General features: G+C 33.8%; 18 protein-coding genes and 2 pseudogenes. 11 read left to right on the top strand and 9 right to left on the bottom strand.

From position 1 onward, the window contains the following. Positions 1 to 71 precede the first annotated feature (71 nt). Both Q0998_RS00720 and Q0998_RS00715 read left to right on the top strand, forming a co-directional pair. Complete coding sequence (locus Q0998_RS00720) at positions 72 to 1,841, top strand: arylsulfatase (protein ID WP_299664815.1); 1,770 nt, start codon at positions 72 to 74, stop codon at positions 1,839 to 1,841. 20 nt (positions 1,842 to 1,861) lie between these two features. Beyond that, positions 1,862 to 2,722 (top strand): sugar phosphate isomerase/epimerase, encoded by an 861-nt coding sequence (locus Q0998_RS00715; protein ID WP_299664813.1) that lies wholly within the window; start codon positions 1,862 to 1,864, stop codon positions 2,720 to 2,722. A 78-nt stretch (positions 2,723 to 2,800) separates the two neighbouring features. Here the strand turns inward: Q0998_RS00715 and Q0998_RS00710 are convergent, their stop codons facing one another. The 9 genes from Q0998_RS00710 to Q0998_RS00670 all read right to left on the bottom strand — a co-directional run bounded on the left by Q0998_RS00710 (position 2,801) and on the right by Q0998_RS00670 (position 15,927). Beyond that, entirely contained in the window at positions 2,801 to 3,664 is an 864-nt protein-coding gene (locus tag Q0998_RS00710) for an AraC family transcriptional regulator (RefSeq protein WP_299664810.1), read from the bottom strand. Positions 3,665 to 3,913: 249 nt separating this feature from the next. Then, entirely contained in the window at positions 3,914 to 4,750 is an 837-nt protein-coding gene (locus tag Q0998_RS00705; protein ID WP_299664807.1) for a DUF1080 domain-containing protein, read from the bottom strand. Between the two features lie 61 nt (positions 4,751 to 4,811). Further along, positions 4,812 to 5,690, bottom strand: coding sequence for a DUF1080 domain-containing protein (locus Q0998_RS00700; RefSeq protein ID WP_299664804.1), 879 nt, complete (start codon positions 5,688 to 5,690; stop codon positions 4,812 to 4,814). A gap of 100 nt (positions 5,691 to 5,790) precedes the next feature. Further along, positions 5,791 to 6,750: a ThuA domain-containing protein gene (locus Q0998_RS00695; RefSeq protein ID WP_299664801.1), complete on the bottom strand. Its 960-nt coding sequence runs from the start codon at positions 6,748 to 6,750 to the stop codon at positions 5,791 to 5,793. A 2-nt stretch (positions 6,751 to 6,752) separates the two neighbouring features. Further along, positions 6,753 to 8,579, bottom strand: a complete 1,827-nt coding sequence (locus tag Q0998_RS00690; RefSeq protein WP_299664798.1) for a DUF5060 domain-containing protein — start codon at positions 8,577 to 8,579, stop codon at positions 6,753 to 6,755. Between the two features lie 123 nt (positions 8,580 to 8,702). After that, the gene (locus tag Q0998_RS00685; RefSeq protein WP_299664795.1) at positions 8,703 to 11,411 is read right to left on the bottom strand and encodes a glycoside hydrolase family 3 protein; all 2,709 of its coding nucleotides are present in this window, start codon (positions 11,409 to 11,411) and stop codon (positions 8,703 to 8,705) included. 1,313 nt (positions 11,412 to 12,724) lie between these two features. After that, positions 12,725 to 14,515, bottom strand: coding sequence for a T9SS type A sorting domain-containing protein (locus Q0998_RS00680; protein ID WP_299664792.1), 1,791 nt, complete (start codon positions 14,513 to 14,515; stop codon positions 12,725 to 12,727). A 360-nt stretch (positions 14,516 to 14,875) separates the two neighbouring features. Further along, the gene (locus Q0998_RS00675; RefSeq protein WP_299664790.1) at positions 14,876 to 15,376 is read right to left on the bottom strand and encodes a DinB family protein; all 501 of its coding nucleotides are present in this window, start codon (positions 15,374 to 15,376) and stop codon (positions 14,876 to 14,878) included. A gap of 68 nt (positions 15,377 to 15,444) precedes the next feature. Next, positions 15,445 to 15,927, bottom strand: coding sequence for a hypothetical protein (locus Q0998_RS00670; protein WP_299664787.1), 483 nt, complete (start codon positions 15,925 to 15,927; stop codon positions 15,445 to 15,447). Positions 15,928 to 16,327: 400 nt separating this feature from the next. On the opposite strand from Q0998_RS00670, the pseudogene Q0998_RS00665 reads away from it, so the two are divergent. The 9 genes and pseudogenes from Q0998_RS00665 to Q0998_RS00625 all read left to right on the top strand — a co-directional run. Continuing rightward, positions 16,328 to 16,660 (top strand): annotated as a pseudogene (locus Q0998_RS00665) (site-specific integrase); the annotation flags it as partial. Between the two features lie 142 nt (positions 16,661 to 16,802). Continuing rightward, entirely contained in the window at positions 16,803 to 17,063 is a 261-nt protein-coding gene (locus tag Q0998_RS00660; protein ID WP_299664784.1) for a sigma factor, read from the top strand. A 588-nt stretch (positions 17,064 to 17,651) separates the two neighbouring features. Continuing rightward, on the top strand, positions 17,652 to 18,035 hold the full coding sequence (locus Q0998_RS00655) for an HU family DNA-binding protein (protein WP_299664781.1): 384 nt from the start codon (positions 17,652 to 17,654) through the stop codon (positions 18,033 to 18,035). An 845-nt stretch (positions 18,036 to 18,880) separates the two neighbouring features. Beyond that, positions 18,881 to 19,543, top strand: a complete 663-nt coding sequence (locus tag Q0998_RS00650; RefSeq protein WP_299664778.1) for a hypothetical protein — start codon at positions 18,881 to 18,883, stop codon at positions 19,541 to 19,543. A gap of 544 nt (positions 19,544 to 20,087) precedes the next feature. Next, the gene (locus tag Q0998_RS00645) at positions 20,088 to 20,849 is read left to right on the top strand and encodes an ATPase (protein WP_299664775.1); all 762 of its coding nucleotides are present in this window, start codon (positions 20,088 to 20,090) and stop codon (positions 20,847 to 20,849) included. Positions 20,850 to 20,937: 88 nt separating this feature from the next. Beyond that, positions 20,938 to 21,300: pseudogene (locus tag Q0998_RS19365) on the top strand (ATP-binding protein); the annotation flags it as partial. A gap of 27 nt (positions 21,301 to 21,327) precedes the next feature. Next, positions 21,328 to 22,317 carry an ATP-binding protein gene (locus Q0998_RS00635; RefSeq protein WP_299664769.1) on the top strand — a complete coding sequence of 330 codons (990 nt, stop codon included), beginning with the start codon at positions 21,328 to 21,330 and terminating at the stop codon, positions 22,315 to 22,317. 79 nt (positions 22,318 to 22,396) lie between these two features. Next, positions 22,397 to 23,998: a hypothetical protein gene (locus Q0998_RS00630; RefSeq protein WP_299664766.1), complete on the top strand. Its 1,602-nt coding sequence runs from the start codon at positions 22,397 to 22,399 to the stop codon at positions 23,996 to 23,998. Further along, the gene (locus Q0998_RS00625) at positions 23,982 to 25,649 is read left to right on the top strand and encodes a hypothetical protein (RefSeq protein ID WP_299664763.1); all 1,668 of its coding nucleotides are present in this window, start codon (positions 23,982 to 23,984) and stop codon (positions 25,647 to 25,649) included. Before Q0998_RS00630 ends, Q0998_RS00625 begins: the two co-directional genes overlap by 17 nt. Positions 25,650 to 25,967: the final 318 nt, after the last annotated feature.

Here is a 25,967-nt window from a genome sequence, read left to right as displayed (position 1 = left end):
AGTAGTATCGTGTAACCAAAATAATTAGGTACAAAGTAAATTAAAATCTATTTTTTAGTAATCTAATAGTTATGTATAGAATTTTGTTTGTATTGTTAGTAACTATATGTATATCTGGGTGCTATTTAAAAAAGAAACTCTCAAAAAGTAACCCCCCAAATATCGTTATTATTATGACTGATGATCAAGGTTGGGGAGATTTAAGTATAAATGGGAACTTAGATATACAAACTCCTAATATAGATAAGTTAGCTTTAGAGGGTGTACGTTTTAAAAATTTTTATGTTTCACCAGTCTGTTCTCCTACAAGAGCAGAATTTTTAACTGGCAGGTATCATATAAGAACAGGAGTATACAGCACTACAGAAGGCGGAGAGCGCATAAATCTAGATGAAAAGACTATTGCTGATGTATTTAAGGAGGCTGGTTATACCACTGCAGCTTATGGTAAATGGCATAATGGAATGCAATACCCATATCATCCCAACGGGAGAGGTTTCGATGATTTTTATGGGTTTTGCTCTGGGCATTGGGGGAACTATTTTAACCCAGTTTTAGAGCATAATGGTAAAATTATAAGAGGTAACGGATTTATAATTGATGACTTGACTAAATATGGAATAAATTTCATTGAGAAAAATAAAAATAAACCATTTTTATTATATCTACCCTACAATACACCACATTCACCAATGCAGGTTCCTGATAAATGGTATAAGAAATATAAACATAAAGACATAACACAGAAAGGAACTAATCTCGCTAAAGAAAATATTCCATTTACCAAAGCCGCATTGGCAATGTGTGAAAATATAGATTGGAATGTTGGTCGAATTCAGTCTAAAATTAAGGAATTAGGAATTGATGATAACACAATTATAGTTTATTTGAGTGATAACGGTCCAAATAATTGGAGGTGGAATGATGGAATGAAAGGTATTAAAAGCTCTACAGACGAAGGGGGCGTGCGCTCACCTTTATTTATAAAATGGAAAGGTAAAATAGATAAAGGTTTGCAAATAGAAACTATTGCTGGAGCTATCGATTTGTTACCGACTCTCGCAGATTTAGCCAGTATTGATTTAAAAGTTGATAAACCCTTAGATGGGATAAGTTTGAAAAATACGATATTCAACAAAAAAAATAATAAAGCCCGTAGCCGTAGTATATTTAATTATTGGAAAGGCAGATTAAGCGTAAGAAATCAAAAATTTAGGCTTTCTAATAATGGACAACTATTTGATATTGAAAATGACCGAGAGCAGAAAAATAATGTTAGTAATAAATTTCTTGAGGTAAAAGAAAAACTATCGCAGGCAGCAATCCACTTTAGAGAAATTGCTGAAGCGGAGTTACCAATAAATGATTCTCGTACGTTTCCTTTAGGACATCCAGATTTTAAATATACCCATATTCCTGCACGTGATGGTGTTGCGTATGGTAATATAAAAAGGTCGAATAAATTTCCAAACTGTTCTTTTTTTACAAATTGGATTAGTGTCGAGGATGAAATTATTTGGAATATTGAAGTTGTTGAATCTGGAAATTTTAAAGTAACCCTTTATTATACTTGTCCCGAGGGAGATGAAGGTGCATCTTTTAAATTAACTCAAGGAAACAACGTGCTAAAAGCTCAGATTCTAGAACCACACGATCCTCCATTGGAAGGAATGGAAAAAGATAGAGTAAAGAGAGAAAATTCATATGTAAAGGACTTTAAGCCTTTAAATATTGGAGAAATCTATTTAGAAAAAGGTATTTCTAAACTTACTCTTAAAGCACTAGAAATACCTGGGAATTCTGTTATGGATATAAGGCTGTTAATGTTTGAAAGAAAATAATATAAAATTTATACCTAATTATGAAATCTAATAGACGAAATTTTATTAAGAAAAGTTCGTGGCTTGTAGCAGGAACTATCATTATGCCAACCTTTGCAAGTATATCAAAAAAAATGCCTATTGGTCTTCAAATATATTCTGTCAGAGAACAACTTAAAATTGATTTTGAAGGTACAATGAAAAAGATAGCCCAAATTGGTTACGAACAAATAGAAAGCTATGGACTAGGTACCAATGGAATGTATTTTAAAACTATGAAACCTGCTTATCTAAAACATCTAGTTAGTAATTTAGGAATGAAACTCGTTTCTACACACTGTGGATATTTTACTTATAAAAATGCCGATAAAATAATTGAAGCTTCGCTGATCTCAGGAGTAGAATATTTAACTGTACCTGCAATTCCTCGTAATATGCGTGGAAATATTGATCATTATAAAAAAGTTGCAGAAAATTTTAATAAAATTGGCGAAAAATGTAAAGCTGCAGGAATTAAGTTTACTTATCATAATCATGCATTCGAATTTAAGAAGTTAGATGGTAAAATACCAATGGATACATTATTAAAAGAAACAGATGCTGATTTGGTTTTTTTTGAGGCAGATCTGTTTTGGGTTGTACGTGCAGGATATGACCCTTTAAAATTAATTACCGAAAACTCTGGAAGAATTGTTATGTTTCACGTAAAAGATGGCGTTGTGGGTATGAAGCAAGAGACAACTGTCGGAGAAGGAATTATAGACTTTAAAGCTATTTTTAAGGCAGGTATAAAGAATGGATTAAAACACTATTTTATAGAAGATGAAAGAACTAAAAATCCTATAGCCAATATAAAAGCAGATTACAACTATATATCCAAACAAAACTTTACCCAATTATAGTTATGAGATTTAATCTTATTAATATAGCAGTTTGTAAAAAAAAGAAAACTGCCAATTTAAAAATATAACACAGAGTTTTTAATATTTTGTAATCTGTTTATTGTTAAAAGATCGATAATCCCTAGGACTCCTCCCTTTTCGTGCCTTAAAAACGCGGTTAAAATTCGATAGATTATTAAATCCGCAACTATAGCAAATCTCGGAGATAGATTTAGTGCTTTCAATAAGTTGAACAGAAGTATGCCCGATTCTAACATCATTTATATATTCCACAAGTGATTTTCCAGTTCTTTTTTTAAAAAAATGGCAAAACGAAGAATTAGTCATTCCTACTAATTTTGCTATTTGACTTACTGTTATTTTTTCAGTAAAGTTTTTATTGATATAATCGCAAACTAAACGAATCCTTCTACTCTTAAAAATATCAATGTCTGGAATAAATGCATGACTACATAAAACCTTTTGATTTTCGCAAACTGATATTTCGTAAAGTATGGAAAAAAAATCAAGAATTGATTGAAATCCATTTTCATTATTCAACGACTTAATTTTTGGGCCAATATTATTAATTGTTTCTTTAGAAAATTCTATTCCTAATTTCGACTTTTCTAGCATTTCTTTTATAGAAATAAAAATTTTTTTGTTTTGAAAGCTAATTGGTAATAAATTTTCTTGAAACTGTATAGTAACCACCAAATCAGCATAACCTCTTTCGCTATGCCATGAATGATATAAATTCGGACCGACAAGGACTAGATCTTTCTCTTCATACTCAAGTAGAGACTCGCCTACTACTCGCTTTCCTTTAGCACCTTCCACATAATTAAGTTCGTATTCGGGATGATAGTGCGTAGGAAAATCAAACTTTGCATTAGGCTGATAAAGAACTACAAATAAATCTTCATCTTTTAACGGTGTTATTTCACGGATAATATTCATCATAAAATGATACTATAAATTTTAATTCTAATATAGCATTTAATTTTTAATTGTATAGTATAAAACAGTAAATATTTATTTTAAACCTGCATCAATTAAATATGTAACTAATTGTATTGTAGTTAGTTGCTATGTTTGTGAGACTGGTTTGATCAAAAGCTCCTAAGGTTAAGTACTAATAGGTCTTTTTAAGATATCTATAAAAATTCTTTTACTTAGCTCTTTTGATAAGTCAATAAAAAGAAAATTCTACTAGTTAATAAACTTTTCTATTGGAATGCTTTTAAGGAATTCTTTTATAAAGATATTTTTGTAATAAATTTCAGCAGTTTCAGCTTGAAAACCTATAAGACCTTCTTTTCGAGAGAGGTGCGTTGCCATATTTACAATTTTACCATTTAGTTTATGAATCAAATAGTTGTTGCCCATTACAATAATTTCGCATTTGTTCCATTTATCATTTAGTCCGTTGTAGTTTTCTGTTGGAAACGCCGAGAGCATACCTTTCTTTTGAACAGGTTTACCACCTGCTTTTGGAGCTAAAAAGTGTTTTTTTATTATTCCTGTATACCAAGTAATATCTATGCCAGCCGCTAAAATATCACCAGTATAATTTTTGTTTGCAATATGGTTGTACCTAATTTGGTATTCAATTCCTTTCGGCCAGACCTTATCATTATATATATGATAATATAATCCAGCGTCATACTGAAATTTTTTAAAGTTATTCAGAATTTTTTTACCCCATTTATATTCGAACCGTAAAATATATTTGCTATATTTTTTTTCTGAAAAAATCATTCCATGAGTTTGATAGTTGCCAGTGTTAAGTTCTGTGCTGTCTGGAATATGTTTAAAAGCGTGAATCATTTTTCTGTCCACTACAAAAACTTTTTTTGCCAAAACACGATCTCCACTTCTTATTTTTAATTGCCAACCTTCCAAATTCTTACCATTAAATAGGGGTTTAAAGCCATCATTAATATTTTGTGCAGAAATACTTGAATATGACATAAAATAAATAGCAAGAAATATCTGTAATGCAACACTTAAGAAAATTACTTTTAAAGGTTTAATTAAATTGCTCATATTTCTTTAATTTAAAAACTCAAATCCCCCCGATTACAAAATTGTTATAGACTTTTAGTGGCTAAAGTCCAGCTAATTTTTTTATTTCTCTAGGAAATCTTTTTATAGGTCTAATAGATATATCTTTTGCAAAGCACTCTGCACCTTCCGATTGAATTTGAATTTGACCAGCCTCAAGTTTAGTGCCGTTCTTAGCTTTTGCATCTACCAATGCTAACACTACAACGCCGTTTACAACGTGTATGGCTGTATCTTTTATAACATACAAATCCAAGCGAGTCCACTCGCCATATGAACTTTCATTATCTACAGATCTTTTTGCACTTTTACTAATTTTTGTTCCTTGCGGATCCCATCTGTTTTTATCGTTTGCTTTCGCTTTTGCATAAGTTCCGCCCAAGACATATAAATCGCCAAAATCGCCCTCTTGAATTTGAAATTCTAGAGAAGACTTCCAAACGTTTTTAAAAGCGCCGTGATTACCGTGGCAGTGATACAAGAGACCACTATCTCTTTTAGCATTTTTACGAGGAGCATATTTTTTATCTCCCCATTTAAAAAGCATAGTCATATGGTAGTTTGAATAGATTTCTTTAGTGGACAAAACAGCAAATACAGCTCCAGATATATTTAAAACAGCTTTACCATCATTATCTTTAACTACTTTATAGATACCCATAGAATCTCCTAAACCCAAAGGTTCTGTATTTTTACCAGTAGCATTCTTTTTATATCCTTTAGGAAGATTTGATACAGAGAAATGAGGGATTCCAGTCCAAACTTCCCATGCAGACAGATTATCGTTTAATAAATTTTTCCAATCTTTTGATTGGGTTTTAGGATATGGTATTTTTGTTTGCGCATAGTCTTGGGCAATTGCAGAAGTTATTGTAGCAGATAGAATAGTGGTTAAAATGGCGTTTATTATTTTTTTTTTCATAATATGTTTAATTTTGTTTCTTATTAGCAGTTATACTTTTAAATAACTGTAAAAAAAAAAAGGATATTTTAGTGTAGTCATTAAAGTTTAAATGGTATTATCATAGTTTTACTTCGAACTTTCTACTCTTTGATTTAGTAGATGTAGGAAAGTCAAAAGGAATAGACTGTGTGACCTTTCCAGTGCCAGCCCATTCGACACCACGTAAAAAAGATACGATAAAACCAACGCCTTCAAAAGAATAATCTTCATGCCCCAATGTAGTGTGGAAAACTCGACCTTTCCCATAGTCTAAAACCATTAATATAGGTTCGTGTCTGTTTGTTGGAGCTTTGCCAGACATATCTTTGCCAGTAGCCAAAATAGTCATATTTTCAGCCGGACCTCTTAACATAGCATAACATTCATCTTTTGCTGTCAGCCATTTTTTAGGCATTCCTAAAGTAATTGGATGGTCAAAAACACGGATAGTAATAGGTATATGATGTTGTGGACCATGAGTGCCAGCTTTTCCAGGACTAGAATCCCTAATTAAAATATTGTTGTTATTATAATATACAAAAGGACCATCTTTTTGTGTTCTATTACCCCAACCGCCTAGACCTGTCATTTTATTAAACTCTCTCCAATCAGGAAATGCGTTATTGGCGGCATGAACAGAAACAAAGCCACCACCGTCTTTAACATATTTTTCAAAAGCAATCTGTGTCTGCTTCGGCCAACTGGAAGCCTTTGAACCAAAGTTTGATATTACTACATCATACGCATTAAAATCTGGTGTAAATTCAGGATCGTATTTAGGATTCTTTAAGTCCTTAGTCGCCTTTGTTTTTGCCAATGGGAGGAAAGTTTTATTTTTTTGCCCCCTCCAAGTATATTGTGTTCGATAAATATCTACCTCAAATAACCTGGTTTCTTCCAAATATTGCTTCATCATAATAGTCGATTTTGGCCACACACTATGATTGTTCTGTCCATCTACTATGAGAACTTTTATCTTAGCTTTAACAGATAGTATTGTAGCAGATGCAATTACTATAAAAACAATTATTCTTTTCATACTTATATTTTTTTAATAAGAACCACCCAGTCTTTATTAGGTGATGAGGGTGCGCCTGATAAATCTAAATTACTTCCTCCTTTGATTTTCTTATAACTGCCCGTCTGTAGTTTGCCACCATTTCGAGGGTCAAACCATTTTAAGGAATAATTGCCTTTTGCGTGTGTCAAATCTATGTTGCCTATGCCATTTCTTAAAAAAACGATATACAGCTCATTTTGTTTAGCAAGGCAATAATCTTTTTTATCAACTAGATCGTCCCTGTTTTCTGTATCCCAGAAAGCAATTCTATGGTCTTGAAAAAAGTCGAGCAGAAATTTGCATTGATTCCAGAACAAGTCGCGAGATGCAAAATCCTGACATGTGATATCCGAATGATCGTGTTTATAGCCAAAATACCATTCGGTGCCCCAGCCGCCGGCCATAAAGGTGCCCCACAGACCATTTATACGGGCTTCATCATGATTGGGATCTTCTGTGTCGTTAAGTAGTCCGTGCTGTGCATTTCCTGGCTCGTCAACGGCGACAGCCCATTGCTTGCCTGCATCTCTAGATAGTCTCAACCATTTCAAGGTCTCTCCATGCACTCTGCTGAAATCGATCTTGTTGGTTTGAATCGAAGGACCGGTATATTTGCTTTCCGTTCCCAAAACATCATCAAAAGGTTGTTTGCCGTTATGTATGACAATATGATGGTGATATGGGTCATGATTGAAAAAATATGCTGCCGCCGCCAAACGTTGCTGTGAATCCATGGGCGGGGTGATACGTTTTTTAGCCCAATCTCCCATCTCTTCCCCTATGTTCCAGTTCAGTGCCAAATGATGCCCAAACCTTGCTATCAGCTCCCGATAATATAATTTTGTGCGGGCACCGACGGCCCCGTTGTCCAACAGTCCTTGGTTTTCTACTTCTAAAAGTTTGAAATGAAGGAACATGCCCATTTTGTCTGCATGTTCAAAGAGGATCTCCCACTGGTCTAACTTGGAGCAGTCAAACCTGTCCCACGTGCTGTAATCTATATAAGGAAATACATTTTGATCATCCCCTGAAATGTTGTTGGTTATAAAAGAAAATGAATTCAATCCCTTAGAGGCTAGATAATTTACAGCTCCAATGATGCCTTTCCCTTTCCCATGCTGCCATGTAGGGTCTCCTTTCTTCCAGTGTCTGAAATGGGGCGCCCAATCTTTTACAAGATTGTCTTTGTAGCCGTCTGTATGAAAGGTACCGTCAAAATCTTTGTATGCCAGGAAGTTCTCTGGAGAATCGGGACCTACTTTTAGAAAGCACTCTTTATTTTCTGCAAATTTAAGATAGCGCGTCCCATCATATTCTAACAAGCCTTTTCGTCTAAAATCTCTACCTGTTTTATCAGAATTTGAAATTTTAAACGACCCACTAGCTCCATCCATATATGCTGCACTTATGCCAGCGTCGGGTCTATCGCTTACGGCGAGCCAGTTTCCTTTTCTAAAGTCAGCTTTGAACTCCCATATACCTGTTTCTGGTGGGGCAAAATGAACACGCCATTTGTTTCCTGCGGTCGCCGATGTTTCTCCAGCATCCCCGTCGGCCGCAAAATACCCGGGAACAGTTAATTTTTTATTGGATACCGTATGGCTGAAAACAACTCGGAATCGATAATTCATGAAGGGATTGAACTCTGAGGTCTCAGCAACTTCCGGTCCATCGAAAGTAAGCGTGACCTTATGCCATTTTTTCAGTTCGCCCGTGATCACGGGCTTCTGACTGCTTCCAGCCAACGATTCGTCAACCTCCTCGATTGTCTGGTTTTTTTGAGCGATGACAGGTTTTCCTGCTGTCATGCCCACAAGTTGCAACGAGATGAACACGCTGCATATGAGAGGTAGAAGGATACTGAACGGCTTCATTTTGATGATAATTTCATTGATTTGTTGAGTATTTAGTGCTTGACTGTTGTTACAGATTTATTCTTCTATGATATTGATGGTGTCTTTCAGCCTAATGTCTTCACTGGACGCACCGATTTGAATTTCGAAATCACCAGCTTCCACCATGTATTTTCCAAACATATCATTGTAGTAACGTAAATCCTCTATGGGGTTTAATTTAAACGTAATAGTTTTCTCTTCACCTGCTTCTAATGGAACACGTTCGAATCTGCGCAGTTGCTTATTGGGCATCCATCTCTCGGATTCTACATCCTTTACATAAAGTTGTACGACCTCCTCACCAGTTATTTTTCCTTTGTTCACAACTTTAAAAGAGACAGAAAGCTCCTCGTTGTCGTTAAGACTCGTTTTATTGAATCTAAGGTCAGTATACTCGAATTTGGTGTAACTCAGCCCGTGTCCAAATGGATATAGAGGTTTTCCTTGATAGTAACGATACGTGAAGCCTTTACCGGCCCGCATATTGTAATCTGTGAAAGCTGCCAGCTCCTTGGTGGATTTATAAAAAGTCACAGGTAATCTTCCAGCAGGGTTATAATCGCCAAACAGCACATCTGCGACTGCATCACCTCCTCGCTGACCTGGATACCATGCCATTAGAATCGCATCCAATTCATTTTCTAAGCCTTTGAATGCTACGGCGCTGCCGGCCAACATAACAAAAACAACGGGGGTTCCAGTTGCCTTCATGGCCTTTAATGCTTGCATCTGTGTGTCTGGCAGCTCAATTCTAGTACGGTCGCCACCGGCAAAACCATCAAATTTTTTAGCACCTTTGCGTTCTTCTCCTTCCCATTCTGCAGATAACCCTCCTACAAATATTGCTACATCTGCTTTTTTTACCTCTTCGAGCGTTTTTTCCGATAGTTTAAGAAGTTTGTCATTCCTTTTAGCACCGGGGATTTCCCATATGAGATTTACATTCGCTTCTTTCACTATGTGGGAATACTCAATCACTATATTGTAGGACTTGCCAGCTTCGAGTTCAAGAGATTCTAGATGAGCCTTTGGATAAATATCAGACTTGGCATCAATTATTTTTTTACCATCGACCCACATACGGCATTCATCGTTAGCAAAAAGACCAAGTTTGTAATTTCCGGATTTTGGAGCTAGTAAGCTCCCCGTCCAACGTACCGAGAACCTGTCTTTATTTATAGCCTTATCTGATGTGATAATACCTTGGGCCAATTCTGTCGCAGATGGCGAATTTTTCCAGGAAAAGGAGATTTTTTGATCGACTTTAGCAACTAAAGGTTTCCCTTCCAAGGTTTGGTTGTTGAAATATTCGCCTGACAATCCTTGAGAGTAAGTTCCTTTGACATCTGTGTTGGATAAATAGTCCTTTTCAATTACCGCATAGGCTTTGCCGGCAAAATCATCGGTAACCAAGGGAACTCCTTTAGAGTATGAGATTTTTGTAGTAGTATTTGCCGCATTTCTGATCCCGCTATATACTGTAATGGGATGAGATGCTATTCCATTGTAATTCGCATATAGAACCTCTGTATCATTTGCATTGGGTCCTACAATGGCTATAGTTTTAATTCTGTTCTTTTCCAAGGGTAAAATTCCATTATTTTTCAATAACGTCATAGACTCCTGAGCCATTTTCAAGGCCAATTGATTATGAGGTTCACTATTGTTTACTTTGTACGCTATTTGCGCATAAGGTACTGAGTCAGGATTGTCGAACATACCTAATCTCATTCTGGCCAACATCAATCGATATGTGGAGCGGTCGATCTCTCCTTCACCAATAAGACCTGATTGTACGGCTTTTTTCAGATGTTTCCTATATGTATCCCCACAATTCAAGTCACAACCTTTTCGAACACCGACTGCGGCCGCCTCCTCAGGGGTGTTCACTATTTTATGAAAGGCATATATATCTCTAATCGAACGGCAGTCTGAAACCACATAGCCTTTGAATCCCCATTTATTCCTAAGGATGTTTTCAAGCAGTAAGGAACTCGCACTTGCAGATTCGCCATCCACACGGTTGTAAGCCCCCATAATCGAGTAAGCTCCTGCTTTGACTATAGCGTCTTGAAATGCAGGAAGGTACGTTTCCCAGAGATCGCGAGCATTGGGTACGGCATTAAAGGTATGCCGTTGCGGTTCTGGACCGTTATGTACGGCAAAATGCTTGGGAGTAGCAACGGTTTTGAGGTATTTGGGATGGTCTCCTTGGAGTCCTTTTACAAACTGCATACCCATTTGTCCTGTCAAATAAGGGTCTTCGCCATAGGTTTCATGACCTCGGCCCCATCTCGGGTCTCTAAAAATATTGATATTCGGAGACCAAAACGTCAAGCCTCTGTATTTGCTCACATTGCTATTGCGTAAAGCTTCATGATGTTTTGCTCTCCCCTCATCACTAATCACATTGGCTACCTGTCCCATCAAGACCTTGTTGAAACTGGCCGCCATTCCGATGGATTGTGGGAAAACCGTGGCCACTCCGGCACGGGCCACACCATGTAGTGCTTCATTCCACCAATCGTACTCGGGCACTCCCAACCTGGGGATCGCTCCCGCACTGCTTTTTAGCTGTGTTATTTTTTCGTCCAACGTCATACGTGAGACCAGATCAAGGGCTCTAGTTTCAAAATCTAATGATGTATCTAAATATTTTAGCGCATCTTTTTTATTGGTTAGATCTTGAGCACTTAGGATTAGAGAGGACATTAGCGTAAGTATAAATAACAAAGGTTTTTTCATTTTGATTATTATATTTTTTTAATAAACCGATTCTATGACCTTATAGTTATATTTATTAAAGCTAAAACTAAACAGGCATGAATAACTTAATAATAAACTATTATAAATACAAAGATGCTTTTTAAGATTGTGTTTAGCTACAACAAATTACCAATTAAAGACAACATTTTATCAATAATTATATGTTTCTAGCATTTAAAATTTAGATACTATATTTTATAGGTATTATTTTAAGTAGGATATAGTTGATATGAGTAACTTTCAGGTATTAAAAGTGAGCAAAGCAATAATTACTGTAAGTCCTTATCGCTTTAGATGGAATGAGTTTTATGTAGTTCAAAAATTTCATTTTACTGTGGTTAAGTTTTATTGTTTTTTGCACATCATACAGATGATTTCTACTTTATTCAAAATGGATATTAGTGAAAATTTACCTTTACATTTGTGAAAAGTACGATAAAGATTTGAAATACCATTGCCGAAGGTTCAGCAACAATAGCGAACCCAAACTGACAGACCAAAAATAACGGCGATATACTTTATTTTCCGTTCTAGAAGAGCAACACTTCAAGATTAAGTATATACATTGGTTTCGCATAGGATAATCTGCTTGAGTGTTTTCTCTAACTTGGCTTCTATTCAGCATACAGCAAAAGGACAAACAGGCGCTCCAATGCATTTGGTCAATTAGGTCCATTATCGGTCTCGGAATTCAGAGCCTCGGACTGGCTTGGGAATGGAGTCCTCTGGATTCGATGCCCATCGTCATCTGCTCAGGGAAACGTACTGGATATATGGCAAAAGAACTTGTCGACAAAAGCTATTATTCCACAAAAAAATATATGGTACTACGTAACTGAAATTGCATACCCTAGGTTTTCGAGGGGAAGGAAAGTTGCCCCTTCCGAGCAGTTACTCATTACAGCCTCTGAAAGTAACCTGAACGTCTTCAGAGGCGCCTAGTTAGGGAATAGAGGTAGATGTTTTTTTGGAGATAAGATATGTTGTGATAAGGATTTTTCTTACGGCTGGAAGATGAGAAAAACTCAGCTATGTACAGCACTCCTGTAAAGGCGGTAAAAGGGTAAAACGACTGGAGAAAAAATCGACAGAGCCGCCAATGACCTGTTCTCCAGAGCAGTCTCCGCCGTGCGACAACCAATAGAATCATTTTTCAACTGGTTGATCGAAAAAACCGATATTCAGAGAGCGAGCAAAGTCAGATCCACAAAAGGATTGTTGGTACATGTTTTTGGGAAATTAGCCGCAACCCTTATTCACCTTGCTTTTTAAACCTTGATTCGCATTAGTAATTATTTTAGTAACATTTTTTTAGATTCAATATGATTTTTAGTAGTTATTGTGTAGAAATACAAACCTTTAGAAACCTTTTTACCTTGCATGCTGCTTCCATCCCAAGCTACACGATAGTTTCCAGAAACTTGGGTAGAATTCACTAATTTTTTTATGACTTGACCAATTGAATTGGTAATGGTAATCGTGCAAAAAGTATCATTGGCCAATGAGTATTGTATAGTAGTGCTATTTTCAAAAGGGTTTGGGTAGCTGGTACTAATAGACTTTTTTAAGGTTTCATCCAATATACTTGCAGTAGCAGTATCAGAAGAAAAAGCACCTAAATTGGGATTTGCTTGATCTGTTCTAGCTAATTCAACTAATGTAGTAATACTGTTATAGTTTACATTTAAACCAATAGTAGCGTTTAAATTAGTTCCTAAAGCAAGAGAAGGAGAACTGCCTGTTAACGTATAATCTCCATTAGCAACTGCTGTAAAGCCTGCGTTAATTCCATTTCCATTAATAGGAGTTCCTGTCATTGAATAAGACCCTGCTAAATCATTAAGTTGCCAAGAGGTTGGGTCATCGGTTCCATTAACAGAAAGCCATGAAGTTTCAAAAGCAATTGCACCTGCATTATCGGTATTATTAGAACGAAAAATATTAAATTGGTTCATCCCAGTGGCATACAAAATATTATTAGAAAACTGTATATTAGATACTGTACTATTCACATCAAATAAACTTACCTTATACAGACCATGTCCTGTTCTATCAACATAAATAGTGTTGTTAGCAAAATACAAAGTACCTTCTCTTCTGTAGGTAGGTACATTATCATAACCATAATGTATCATAGCAGTAGATCCAGAAGGGTGGTCATTAATAATTAAATTTCCATACACGTACGCATCACCCCAATTCGCATCTACAGTCAACACTTGGTCTGTATCTTCTGGTTCTACCAAATCTATACTTCTAGAAGAGGTTTCAATACGATTATATCGTACAACAGTAAAAGAAGACCGGTCTTTTAAACTAGTACCCAAAGAGCCATCTTTTACTCGCTGTAAAGTATTAAATTGAATAGTTGAATTTCTTCCTTGTGCATAAATATTATGATGTCTATCTGCATTAGACCCTGTAGAACCGTTTTCCATAAATAAGTTGCCTTCAATAAGCATATTGGTTGAAATTTCAAGGATATTTTGGTCATTTGCTTGAAAGAAAACACCATTGGCATTATTATTTAAAATGCATCCTTTTATAGAAACATGATCTGCTTGTGCCCAAACACCTGCGTAAGGTGCATCTCTTAAGTGTAAATTCACAATATCTATCCAAGAGGGTTTTACATTGTAAACATCATAAACAATAAATAAAGATCCTGTAGCAATAGTTAAAGCACCACTACTTGGAGTGTTTCCCCAAAGCGTTGCATTGGTAAAAGAAATTACTGGCAACGTACCATTTTCATCTGGTATTCCTTGAAACCGTACTTTGTTATTTTCACTTGCTTGTACATTTAATAAAATTTTAGTCAGATATGGAGTTGGACGATAATAAATTTTAACCAAAGTACCAGGAGTTATTAAAGTATACGGAATATCATGTATTTCTGTATAGGTTTTTCCAGGGCCAACTTCAAGAATAGTGGTGTAGGCATTCTCTGGAGAAGGATAAAGAAGGTAACCATCATTGTGTACACTGTACCCAGTTTCTAAATTTACTGGAGAGGGGAGTGTTTGTGCATAGAAATTTGCAAGTCCAACAATCAAAACAAGTAATGTAATTTTTTTTCTCATGACGTATAATTTTATAATACGAAATCAAATCTAGAGATTTAGGTCTTTTATAAAATTTAGTTGAATAACAAATTTGTATCAAATATAGCTTTTGAGACATTTTTTAAAATAAACAAAAATCAATTAGAAGTTAAAAAGAATGCACGATTACTAATTAGCAATAGAATTAGGTAAATCTTTATGAAGAGGAATTAACTTTTTTTTAAAAAAAATATGGAATATACTATTGAATAAATAATACTATTTATTGATATTAAATTCATATCACAACCTATGAAGTATTTTAAATACTGGGTTGAGCACAGTAAAACCTAACTTTAAAAAAAAATAAAAAATGTTTTTATTTAATATAGTAACAAATTATTTAAGTAGATTATTCTTTTTTAAATACTTAATTATTATGCCAATTTGACCTAGATGATAGAGGTCATGATGTAACATTCCATGAATCACAAATTGATAAGGATAGTCTTTTTTGAAATCGGTATCATAATAAATTTCATTTAAAAAATCATTATCTTTTGATTTTAACAATTCAATAAGAGTAACTAAAGAGGTCTGATATTCCTCAATAATATGCTCCCAACCTAATGACTTTAGTTTTCTTAAAGGAAGCCAATTTTCTTCACAGTCATCGGTTTTACTTCCTTCTCCAGTTTCTATTTTCAAGATAGTTTCTTTTCTCCACAAGGTTAAATGTGAGATGATTTCTGCAATACTGTGTAAACCGCTAATAGGCCTTATAAAAACAGTATTTTTATTAACTAAATTTAACTTGCTAGCAAATGTGCTGCCAATCCATAATTTTCCATTTTGGACTTCTTGATATTGCACAATTATATGTTCAATAAGGTTTTTCATTATCAATAAATTTTATCATTGTTTTTAATATCAAATTTCCTTTTGCATTTTTTCATAAACTTTAAATGCTAATCGTATTTAAGAAATACAGCACCGTTGCGTTTTTGAATAACTTGGTCTGTACCATCCCAAATAAAATCATTAGTATTAGAGGTATTGGCATTTTTCTCCATAGTGTCTAAATCACAATAGAAAGTATCTAAAAGAACTAAATTATTGGAAGTAGTTTCATTAAAAATAGTACCATTTTCTTTATAAGTTGTAGCTTTTATTGTTAGAATAGAAAAATTAGTAACAACAGCAATTTGTAGCACTTCTAATTTACCATAATAAGCGCTACTTGTTTTGTAAAGATAGATGTCACCAACGGCTAAAGAATAACCACCAATAATATCTACTGGGGGCATTTCAGTAATTTTTTTAGCAATATAATACCTGCCAATTTCATCATACACAGATGCTGGAACATCTTCTTTACTACAGGAATAGAAACTAAAGAGAAATATCAACGCAAAAGGAAACAGTAGTGTTTTTTTAATAGAAGGTTTCATAATAATTAACTTATAATTAGAGCTCTAATTTTTTTGTAGAGGTAGATAAATTCAAAATTATGAGAAATGTATTTTTAGGGAATGGTAATTTATGTAGCTATATGTCTCAATAACTTGTTTTGAGACATATTTTAGAGAATCTCAATTGGCATTCATAGTTGTTAAGGGGGGCGACTTACAAAAAGAAAGTACTTTTACAATTTACAAGCATTGATGTCAAGATGCAACTGAATCCAGAGGAGAATCCTTTTCTAAAAGAATATATTTAAATAATTGTAAAACACATCAAAGCAGCTAACTAGGTGGTGTTTCATAAAATAAATGAAGTTTGAACTAAATCATCAAACGATGTAATAGATAAAAAGATTCAACGATAAAATTGAAAAAGAAAAATCCCCAAGAATATGCAGACCATCCAGAAGTAATCAATGGCAATAAATTACTACCGGTGTTAAGCAATCAAAAAATGAATGCCTATATAAAAGAAATTGCAGATCTATGTGGCATTCATAAAAACTTCACGTTCCATTTAGCACGTCATACCTTTGCCACTACGGTCACGCTAAGCAATGGCGTTCCCATAGAGTCAGTAAGCAAAATGTTGGGGCATAAATCACTCAAAACAACTCAACATTATGCTAAAATACTGGATAGAAAAGTAGGTGAAGACATGAAAATTCTAAAAGATAAAATGAGTTTTAAAAGCAACTACGTAAAGAGAGCGAATAGTTAAAAAGTAAAAAAAACCTTAGCTATTAATAGTATTTGCATCAAATTATTTATCTTGTATGGTAATATAATTTATGAGAGCTGTCAAATTAAATTATATTAGCACATTTTTTATTGCCAATAATCCTCCCTACACAATCTGATATATGAAATTAAGTGATGCTCAAATTCTTAAAAACCTAAAGGAAGGAAGTCCGGACGCCTACAAACAACTATTCGACCGGTATTATAAACCTTTAAGTGTATATGCGTTTAAATATTGCGACTCCTTTCAGCTGGCAGAAGACATTGTACAAGACCTTTTTATAAAGCTATGGGATGAAAAACGATACCTTAAGTTAGAAAATGCAAAAATAAAAAGAACGAACCTTGCCCATATGGGAATGGATGCGATAGAGATTGTTTAGAAAGTCTCTTTATATACAGATGAGAGGCTGTCTGAAAAGTAATTACAAATGTCTAACTGAGTGATTTGACTTTGTTCAGCACAGGCTATTCAGGATGACAGGAAGATTCACAACGACATTGCAAAAGAAAAAGATGATGATACAAACAAAAAAAGAACCCTACCGATTCCTATCTTAGAACGGATGCGATAGAGATTGTTTAGAAAGTTTCTTTATATACAGATGAGATTCCTGCTGGTACTTCGGCTATGCTCAGTATAGGCTGCTCGCAATGACAGGATGCATATCAAAATTTAGAGTTTAGATTGTAGTTAATAGTTAGCGTGTCATTCCTGCGTAGGCAGGAATCCATAACCTCGCAGGTCGAGATGGTATACAGTAAAGAATAGCAATGTAAAAATAAAAAGAACAAACCTTGCCCATGTGGGAATGGATGCGATAGAGATTGTTTAGAAGATCTCTTTATATACAGATGAGATCCCTGCCTTACTGAATCAAGTTCAGCACAGGTCGCAGGGATTAGTTCAACTAACTAATTTTAAAACACTGCGTGCTTTTAAAATTAGAGTTTCACTAAAAACAAATAAAATGCCAGTAAAAATTAAAGCCCTGGAACGTGGAGAACCAGGCGTAGCAGGTGGTGGTATCAAAAAATGGTATGCTACTACAGCCAAACAAGACGAGCGCAATATTGAAGCGCTTACCACAAGTATTGAAAAAATAAGTACCGTTAGTGGTGCAGATATTCGTGCCGTACTCTATGCACTCGTTGATGTGTGTATAGAAGAATTAAGTTATGGCAATGTGGTTCGTATAGGAGAACTTGGAAACCTACGTGTAGGTGTAAGCAGCGAAGGTGTTGCTACACAAGAAGAAGTCACCACAGCACTGATTAAAAAAGCCAGAATACTCTTTGCACCAGGATCACGACTTAAAGTGATGCGAGATACTTTAACCTATCAAAAAGTATAAATTGGCAAAGCAAGCACTAAAAAAGAGGTCATAAAACACCTTTTTTTTAGTGTTTTCAGCTTTCTTTTTAAAGTTGTAAGCACAGCGCAAGAAAAGTGTAGTTACAAAACAACACTTTTGTAGTTACAAAAAGAACATTTTGTAGTTACAAATCAACTTTTTTGTAGGCACAGTTTTTAGCCCCCGTGGTTACTGGGCGGAGAGCCCATCCCGATGTATTATTTGCTTTGTTGAAATGTTTGTGAGAGCCCTTCCCCGAGATCCCATCCCAGAGGAGACTTTTTGCTTTGTGAAATGTTTGTGAGAGCCCTTCCCCGAAGGAAGGGTAAAGAGGCTTTTGGTTTTATGAGAAGTTTTTGAGTTTAAATGACTGATGACTTAAAGACGTATGACTGAAAATCATGAAAATAAGTACAAAATATCAAATGGTAGGTTTGCCATAGGATTTGGAGGCGAGCGTCAATAGTTTGAAAATGGCGTAAAAATAAAAGCTGTCTGAGCAGAGCGAGTTCTTTTATTTTAGCCATTGAAAACGTAATTGACCGTCGAAAATCCAAGGCTTGAATTTTTGGTTTAGGTATTTAGCTTTCGCTAAATAGTGTTTCAAGACAAAATGAACAAATGAAAAAACAAAGTACAAAGTTAGAAGTTAGAAGTCCCTGATATAGGTTGAAAAATACAAAAGATAAAAAAATCTACCATTCCTTTTCGGTAAAGTCAGTGCCAATTCGTGACATCCGTGTCTAACCTTGAAACCTGAAACCTTTTAAACTTCATCCCTGTCTAATCTTGAATTTTAAATGAAAAATATTGAACCTTTTGAAGAACCTTGAATCTTTTTAAGCATGAAAAAAACAACCCAAATAGCCTTGGCAATCGCCCTACTCTTATTGCTGTTTCTCTTCAAAGACTGGATTAGACATGCCATCATTACCAGTCTGGGCGGCTATACGACCAAAGAAACCCAAACCATTACCAAAACCGAATACCGACAAGGAATTATTGATACTTTGGAGATTTTTAACCACTATGTCACCACCAAAGGTATTACGCTAAACCCTGAGCCTAAAATTGTATATGTTACCCGTAAAGTAGGGACTCAAACACCTATTACCACTCCCAAAGAAAGCGTCCCGATAGATTCCGTTAAGCAGTTTGAAGTCCAAGTAAAAGACAGCTTGCTAGACGGACGCTTTACCATCTACAACAAGTTTAATGGAGATTTGCTCTCTTCGGAGTTTAGCTACAAACCGCTCTTTCCCAAATACCTGTTGCGGGTAGATACCCTTCGCATCACCACCACTAAAACAGAAACCTTGACTCGAACTCGCTCTAAATTCGGACTGGGCTTAGGCTTTGACACCCAAAGTCGGCTTCAAATCTTAGGTAGTTATACCACCAAAAACAATTGGCAGTTTGTCTATGAGTTTGAAGTGCCTAGTGGGATTTCTAGTACTACGGGTATACAGCAACCTGTACATGGGATTAAGGTGTTGAAGGGGTTTTAAGTGGCCTCTTTTAGCCCCTTTTAGACCGTTTTAACCCCTTTGTCCTACGGACATTTCCCCTTCGGGGAAAAGTTGAGCTACCATCAACCACTGTGTATCCTATCCGAGACCCGAGAAAAAATTTTATCAAACGATTAGAATGACGTAATGTCTCCTCGAGCATTACTGAAATGAAAAGACATTTTCATTGAAAGTAGCTAGCGAAGCTATCGAAGTATTATCAAGAAAAAAGTATTAGAGTCAAATTTAAAAAACTAAGAAAGTTAAAAGTTGAGTCAGAATTCTAACCGCCATAAAAATTTGGCAGACGAGCCTGCCTGCCGTTAGTGCAGGCGTCAAATATTTGAAAATGGCGTAAAAAGAAATGCTGTTTGACCCCGCCCATGCGGGGGAGTTCATTTCTTTTAGCCATTAAAAATCAATTTGACCGTCGAAATAGCGATAGCGTATTCACGAAGACCAAAATATAAAATGAATATGACTTCGTAAAATTTAAGGCTTGATTTTTTGTTTCGTTTTGCATCAAGGCAAAATGAAAGTTATAATGAATCTCAAACCACCACACATCATAACCGAAGGAACTCTCCAATACCAATTAGGCGAATTAAAAGGCAATAATATTCACTACTATTTTGAAAAAATCCTATTCTATTTAGACCATAAAGGCAAACTATTATTTGGCAAAAATTTCAAGATTCACAAAGAAGATGAAGCAATTCTATACAAATTAGCCATTTACTTTATTCATGATTATGTATCATGTAAAAGAATGAACATCGATCCCCAAAAAGGAATTTTACTATCTGGCCCAGTGGGTTGCGGAAAAACAAGTTTAATGAAATTATTGCCACACATGGTGCCTCACTTAAAAAACTATGAGGTAGTTCCGGCGAGAAACATTGTATTTACCTTCAATAACCTCGGTTTTAAAATCATTGAACAATACGGAAATAACAATTACTACTGCTTCGATGATTTAGGTGTAGAAACTACAGGTCGCCATTTCGGAAAAGATTGCAATGTAATGGGAGAAATCTTATTATCTAGATATGATTTATTGCTAAATACAAGTAATCCTCAAAATGTCATTTCGAGCTTGTCTGCCGATAAGGCAGACGCAGTCGAGAAATCTCATAAATACCAACACCTAAAAGCAAATAGCAAAAAGCCAGTCTTCACTCACGCCACCACAAACCTCAACGCCCAGGAACTCGAAGAAAGATATGGCAATAGAGTAGGCTCAAGAATGCGAGAATTATTTAATTTAATTGCTTTTGATAGAGAAAGTTTAGATAAAAGAAAATAAAGACAACAACATCTAAACACCGATAAAAGTGCAACTCTAAGTCCAAAAACCAAACAATTTTAATAGATTTGTGAATAGAAATTGTTTTATGTTAAGTATCAACGAAATAAAGTCATTAATTACTTCTGAAGAAGGTTATAATGTAGAATTTAAGAAAAGTATTCCAAGTAAAGTAAAAGAGATTACAGAAGAAATTTGTGCTTTTTCAAATGCTGCTGGGGGTACTATACTTTTAGGTGTAGATGATAATAATTCAATACAAGGTATATTATTTTCGAATGCAAAACGTTCAGCACTTTAGAATTCAATAAATGAAATTACACCAACATTACATTGTGATATTTATACGATAACTATTAATGAAAAAGAAATTGTAGTAATTGAAGTTCCTTCAGGTGTAAATAAACCGTATGTACTTTCTGGAGCTATTTATGTGCGTCAAGGCCCTAATTCTCAAAAATTAACGACGGTAGAAGAAATGAGAGATTTCTTTCAGCAAGCTGATAAGATTTATTATGATGAAGCGCCTTGTAAAACAATCGATATTACTAAAGATATTGCTGATACCAACATCTATCAATTTAGAGAATTAGCGGGTTTAGGCACTACTGTTTCAAACGAACAAGTCTTCAATAATTTAAAATTAGTAACTAAAGAAGGTTTTCTTAAAAATGGAGCTACTTTATTCTTTGCAGAAAATCCAGAACAATTTTTTGAAAAAGCAGTAATTAGATGTACTGTTTTTGAAGGTATTGATAAAAGATATATTACTGATGATAAAATAATGTCAGGTACTTTGTATCAGCAATTTCTGCAAAAAATGACTTGGTTAAAAACAAAACTAAATGTGCGTTATGACATTGAAGGAAATGGTTCACAACCTCGAAAAGAAATTTGGGAAATTCCCGAAACAGCTTTTAAAGAAGCTATTATTAATGCTTTAGCACATAGAGATTATTATGATAAAGGAGCTCGTATCTCTGTAGAAGTTTTTAATGATAGAATTGAAATTTCTAATCCTGGAGGCTTAGTGAGTGGAATTCCTAAAAATGAATTTGGAAAAAGAAGTTTAAGCAGAAACCCTTTAATATTTGGTCTTTTTGAAAGAATAAGAATGGTAGAACAAGTAGGTTCTGGTATTAGTAGAATGAGAGAATTAATGTTAGAAAATAATTTAACGCCACCTGAATTTAATACTGAAGGAATATTTACGGTAACATTTAGAAGACCTTTCGATTTTAATAAGTGGGTAGATAAGTGGGTAGATAATCTAACAGCTAATAGAGTTAATATTATCAAAGCTATTCATAAAAATAATAAAGTTTCTAAAAGAGAATTGGAAGAAATAATTGACTTAAGTGCTACTGCTATTGACAATAATCTAAATGCTTTAAAAGATCGTGGGCTTATTGAAAGAGTAGGTAGCGCAAAAGGTGGTCATTGGAAAATAAATTATAAACTTCCGTAAGTGGGTAGAAAGGTGGGTGGTAACTTTAAGAACTAACTGAAGATAATTTCTCTTTATATATTTTTAAATCTTTGAAAAAATGAGTAATAAAGCTAAAGAGTTTTTGACACAGTTAAATAGCAATCCTAAATATAATGGGTTTTGGCAAGATTTTAATCAATACTGTAATAATTTTGAAATACCTGATAAAAACTATTTTGTAGAATCATTGCCTTTATTATATAAAAAAATTAAAGATGATGGTGCAAGTTATTATATATATCAAGCATTAAGAAAATTTGCAATTGAGAAACCAGAAGAAGCTATTAAGGTATTACAAATAATAGACGTAAAACCAACTTTAGAAAATTTAAACTTTATACCTTCAATACTAGGAGGTTTATCAGAAAGTAAAACAAGTTATCCCTATAAGGATAAAATTTTATCTCTGATAGAAAGTGTAGCTGAGTATAAAATTAATTCAGGTGTTAATGCTGCATACCAAGTTGTCATAAAAGATAAAAAGGAAGAATTAAAATTCTTAAATGAAGTTAATAAAATTCTAATAGTAGTAATAGAAAAAGAGTCTGTTCAAAGTTTAGGTATTATAGCACGCTTTTACAACAAACACTTAAACAGTATAGGTGGTGCAAAGGAAATAATACTACAATTACTCCAGAAAAAAAATATAGAAGTTCAAAGTGAAGTTGCAAGATCACTTAATGAAGAAATTAAATTTGATGAAGAAGCAGAATATTTTCAAAAATACCTAAAGCTTTTAACTTATACAGAATCAAAATATAAACATGTTTATAATACAATCACTTATCGTTTAAAAGATACCATTTCTAAAAATCCAGAAATTATTATTGAGTTTATAAATGAATGGATTTTAAATAATAAAGGTAAATTAAAAGGAATATCTGTTTTAAAAGAAATAATAGATGAACTGTATTCTAATCACCCAAAAATGGTAGAAACATTATTTTTAGAGTGGCTAAATTCAGATAATCAATCATATAAAAATGCTTTACATTTTGTTATTAGCAATTTTGACGATAATATAAGTCCTATTGGGCTTCCTAAAGAACTATTGAAGAATTTTGATGAAGAAGATTCTTTATACATTGTATTTATGATTGTAGGAAATGTATTAGATCGGAAATATGCATCTGAAATGCTTTATAATATCCTTGAAGTAAATTACAAAAATGAACGCATAAGAAATCATATAGCAACTCTTTTTGTAAAATATTTAATAATAAACTATTACTCTGTAACAGAAATACTGAAAGAGAAAAGAAAAACTGCTAACAAAATCATAACTTCAATCATAAATCAAATTATTGATACTTCAGAAAATTATTACAAGCAGGTTTCTGAATTAGAAATAATAAACGAGTTTGAACCTTCAGATAAGAGAATGAATTATTTTTTGAAACGACAAAATGTTCAAATGCAAAAACTAATGGATGATTCGGAATCTAAAAATAATTCATTTCTAAATATGATTACTAATATAAACCTCAAAGCTGGTAAATCTTTTTTCTCAAAGCATAGAGGTGTATATTCTCAAGAAGCAGAAATGCAAAACTTCAAAAGTAGTTTTGAAATGCCTCGTGTTCAATCAATAGATGAAATAGGTCAAGAAAAAACAAGATTAATGTGGCAAAATATGAAAAGAAATGAACTTCCTAACTAATGAATATATTTCTCTTTTAAAAGAAGATGGTGAACTTGATGCGCTACTTATTGATATTCTAATAAGCAAGAGTATTACACCAATATCTAAACCTCAAAAGGGTAGGCAATATGGTGTAGATATAGCTGCAGTTGGAAAAGATAAAGATAATATTGAAAAGATATTTCTTATAACTGTTAAACAAGGCCACATTACAAGGTCAGTTTGGGATTCAGGACAAAATGCAGTACGTCAATCATTAACAGAAATATTAGAAACTTATATTTCAATTTCCCTAACTACAGAACAAAGAAAACTTCCAAAAAAAGTAATTGTAGCAACAAATGGAAACTTAAATCAGACAGTTCAAACAAGTTGGGCAAAATATACAGAAAAATATGAAAGTGATGATTTGAAATTTGATTTTTGGGGAATAGATGATATAACCAAGATGGTTTCAGAGAATCTACTTTCAGAAAGATTATTTAACCCAAAAATGCGTTCACTATTAAAGAAAACATTGGCTTTTCTTGAACTTAAAGACTATGATTTAAACCACTATAATAGATTGGTGGACACAATATTGGACAAGCCGATTAAAACCAAAAAACCTCTACTAAAAAGATTAAAATTACTACGTATATGTTTGAGTATTGTTTTTAAATGGGCAGAAGATAATGGCTATATTAAATCGGCAATATTTGCTGCTGATAAAACTATTTTGAAAGTTTTTGAATGGTTGAGTAATCAAGAACATTTTAAAGAAAAATATATCAGGCTAGAGTTTTACGAAATACATTTATTGAGACGAAAAATAGGAATATCTTACTTCAATAAGGTAAGCAAACACTATTTTGTAGAACATAGTTTACAACGTTATTCTCGAAATCAGATTGAATATAGTCTAACTGTTTGGGAAGAAATAGGAATTCTTGCTAATATAGGACTTACAGAAATAAAACAATATCAATATCATTTCAACGCTAAAGATTCTTCTGCTGCTGCTATTTATGAAGAATCTGCTATGACAATTTCTAAAGCACTCTTATCTTTAATTAATACAAATCCAACATCACATTATCCCTTATATGATGACCATATTATAGATATTGAACCCGCTATGAGGTTTTTATACTTTACAGGCCATAAAAAAGAATGTGAGAAATGGTTAAGAATGCTTGTTGTAGGTATTCACGATGCGAAAATATTGAAAAACTTTTTCCCGTTATTTAAAACAAATTATGAGGATCTGGTAGATTATTATATGGGCACTAAAAAGCAGGATGAAAAATCTACTATGCTTCTAACACTATTAGCAGATTGGTCAGCTTTATTAGATAGTAAAGAAGCATATGATGATTTGCAAAACATTTTAAAAATATTTGATAATAAATTAAATCTACAAATTTGGTTTCCAAAATTAGACACAGAAAAATTTTATTTAAATAATGGTTACAGTAGAACTTCAGGCAAATTAAAGCATTCTATTACTCTCTATAAATCTATTGAAGATTATAAAAAAGAAATAATAGAGGAGGTAGAGCTTTTTTCAGAAGAAAGGAAATTTAAAATTATGGATATTAGTTATGATTTAATTTTCTCAATAACAAGTAGATATCATAGAGAGTTACCTTTTCCTTTCATTTGGCGTAGACTTGTCAAAACAGAATAAGGTTATTTTTTAAGGATAATTAACTCCCCACAAACCAAAATCCAGTTTGTTGCAAAAGCAAAAACCGTAGCCTGTATTGAGCAAAGTCGAAATGTCTTTTGGTTTGTTCCGCGCGCCAACGCAAGTTTAGCGTTTTCTTATCTATAGGTAGTTGCATTTTAGAGCTTGTTCCATTCGCAAACTCATTGCACAACTCCAAAAAGCAACACGCTCTTATTGTTTCATAAAACACAAAACTCTCCAAAGCTATCTTTACATAACGCGCAAATAGGAACTAGCATTAGTATTTTGAACTAAAAAAAGAACATTTTTATTAAA

The organism is uncultured Polaribacter sp. (assembly GCF_947501385.1).
Taxonomy (GTDB): Bacteria; Bacteroidota; Bacteroidia; order Flavobacteriales; family Flavobacteriaceae; genus Polaribacter.
Note: the sequence above shows the minus strand (reverse complement) of the source record. Positions and strands in the feature narration are given on the sequence as shown.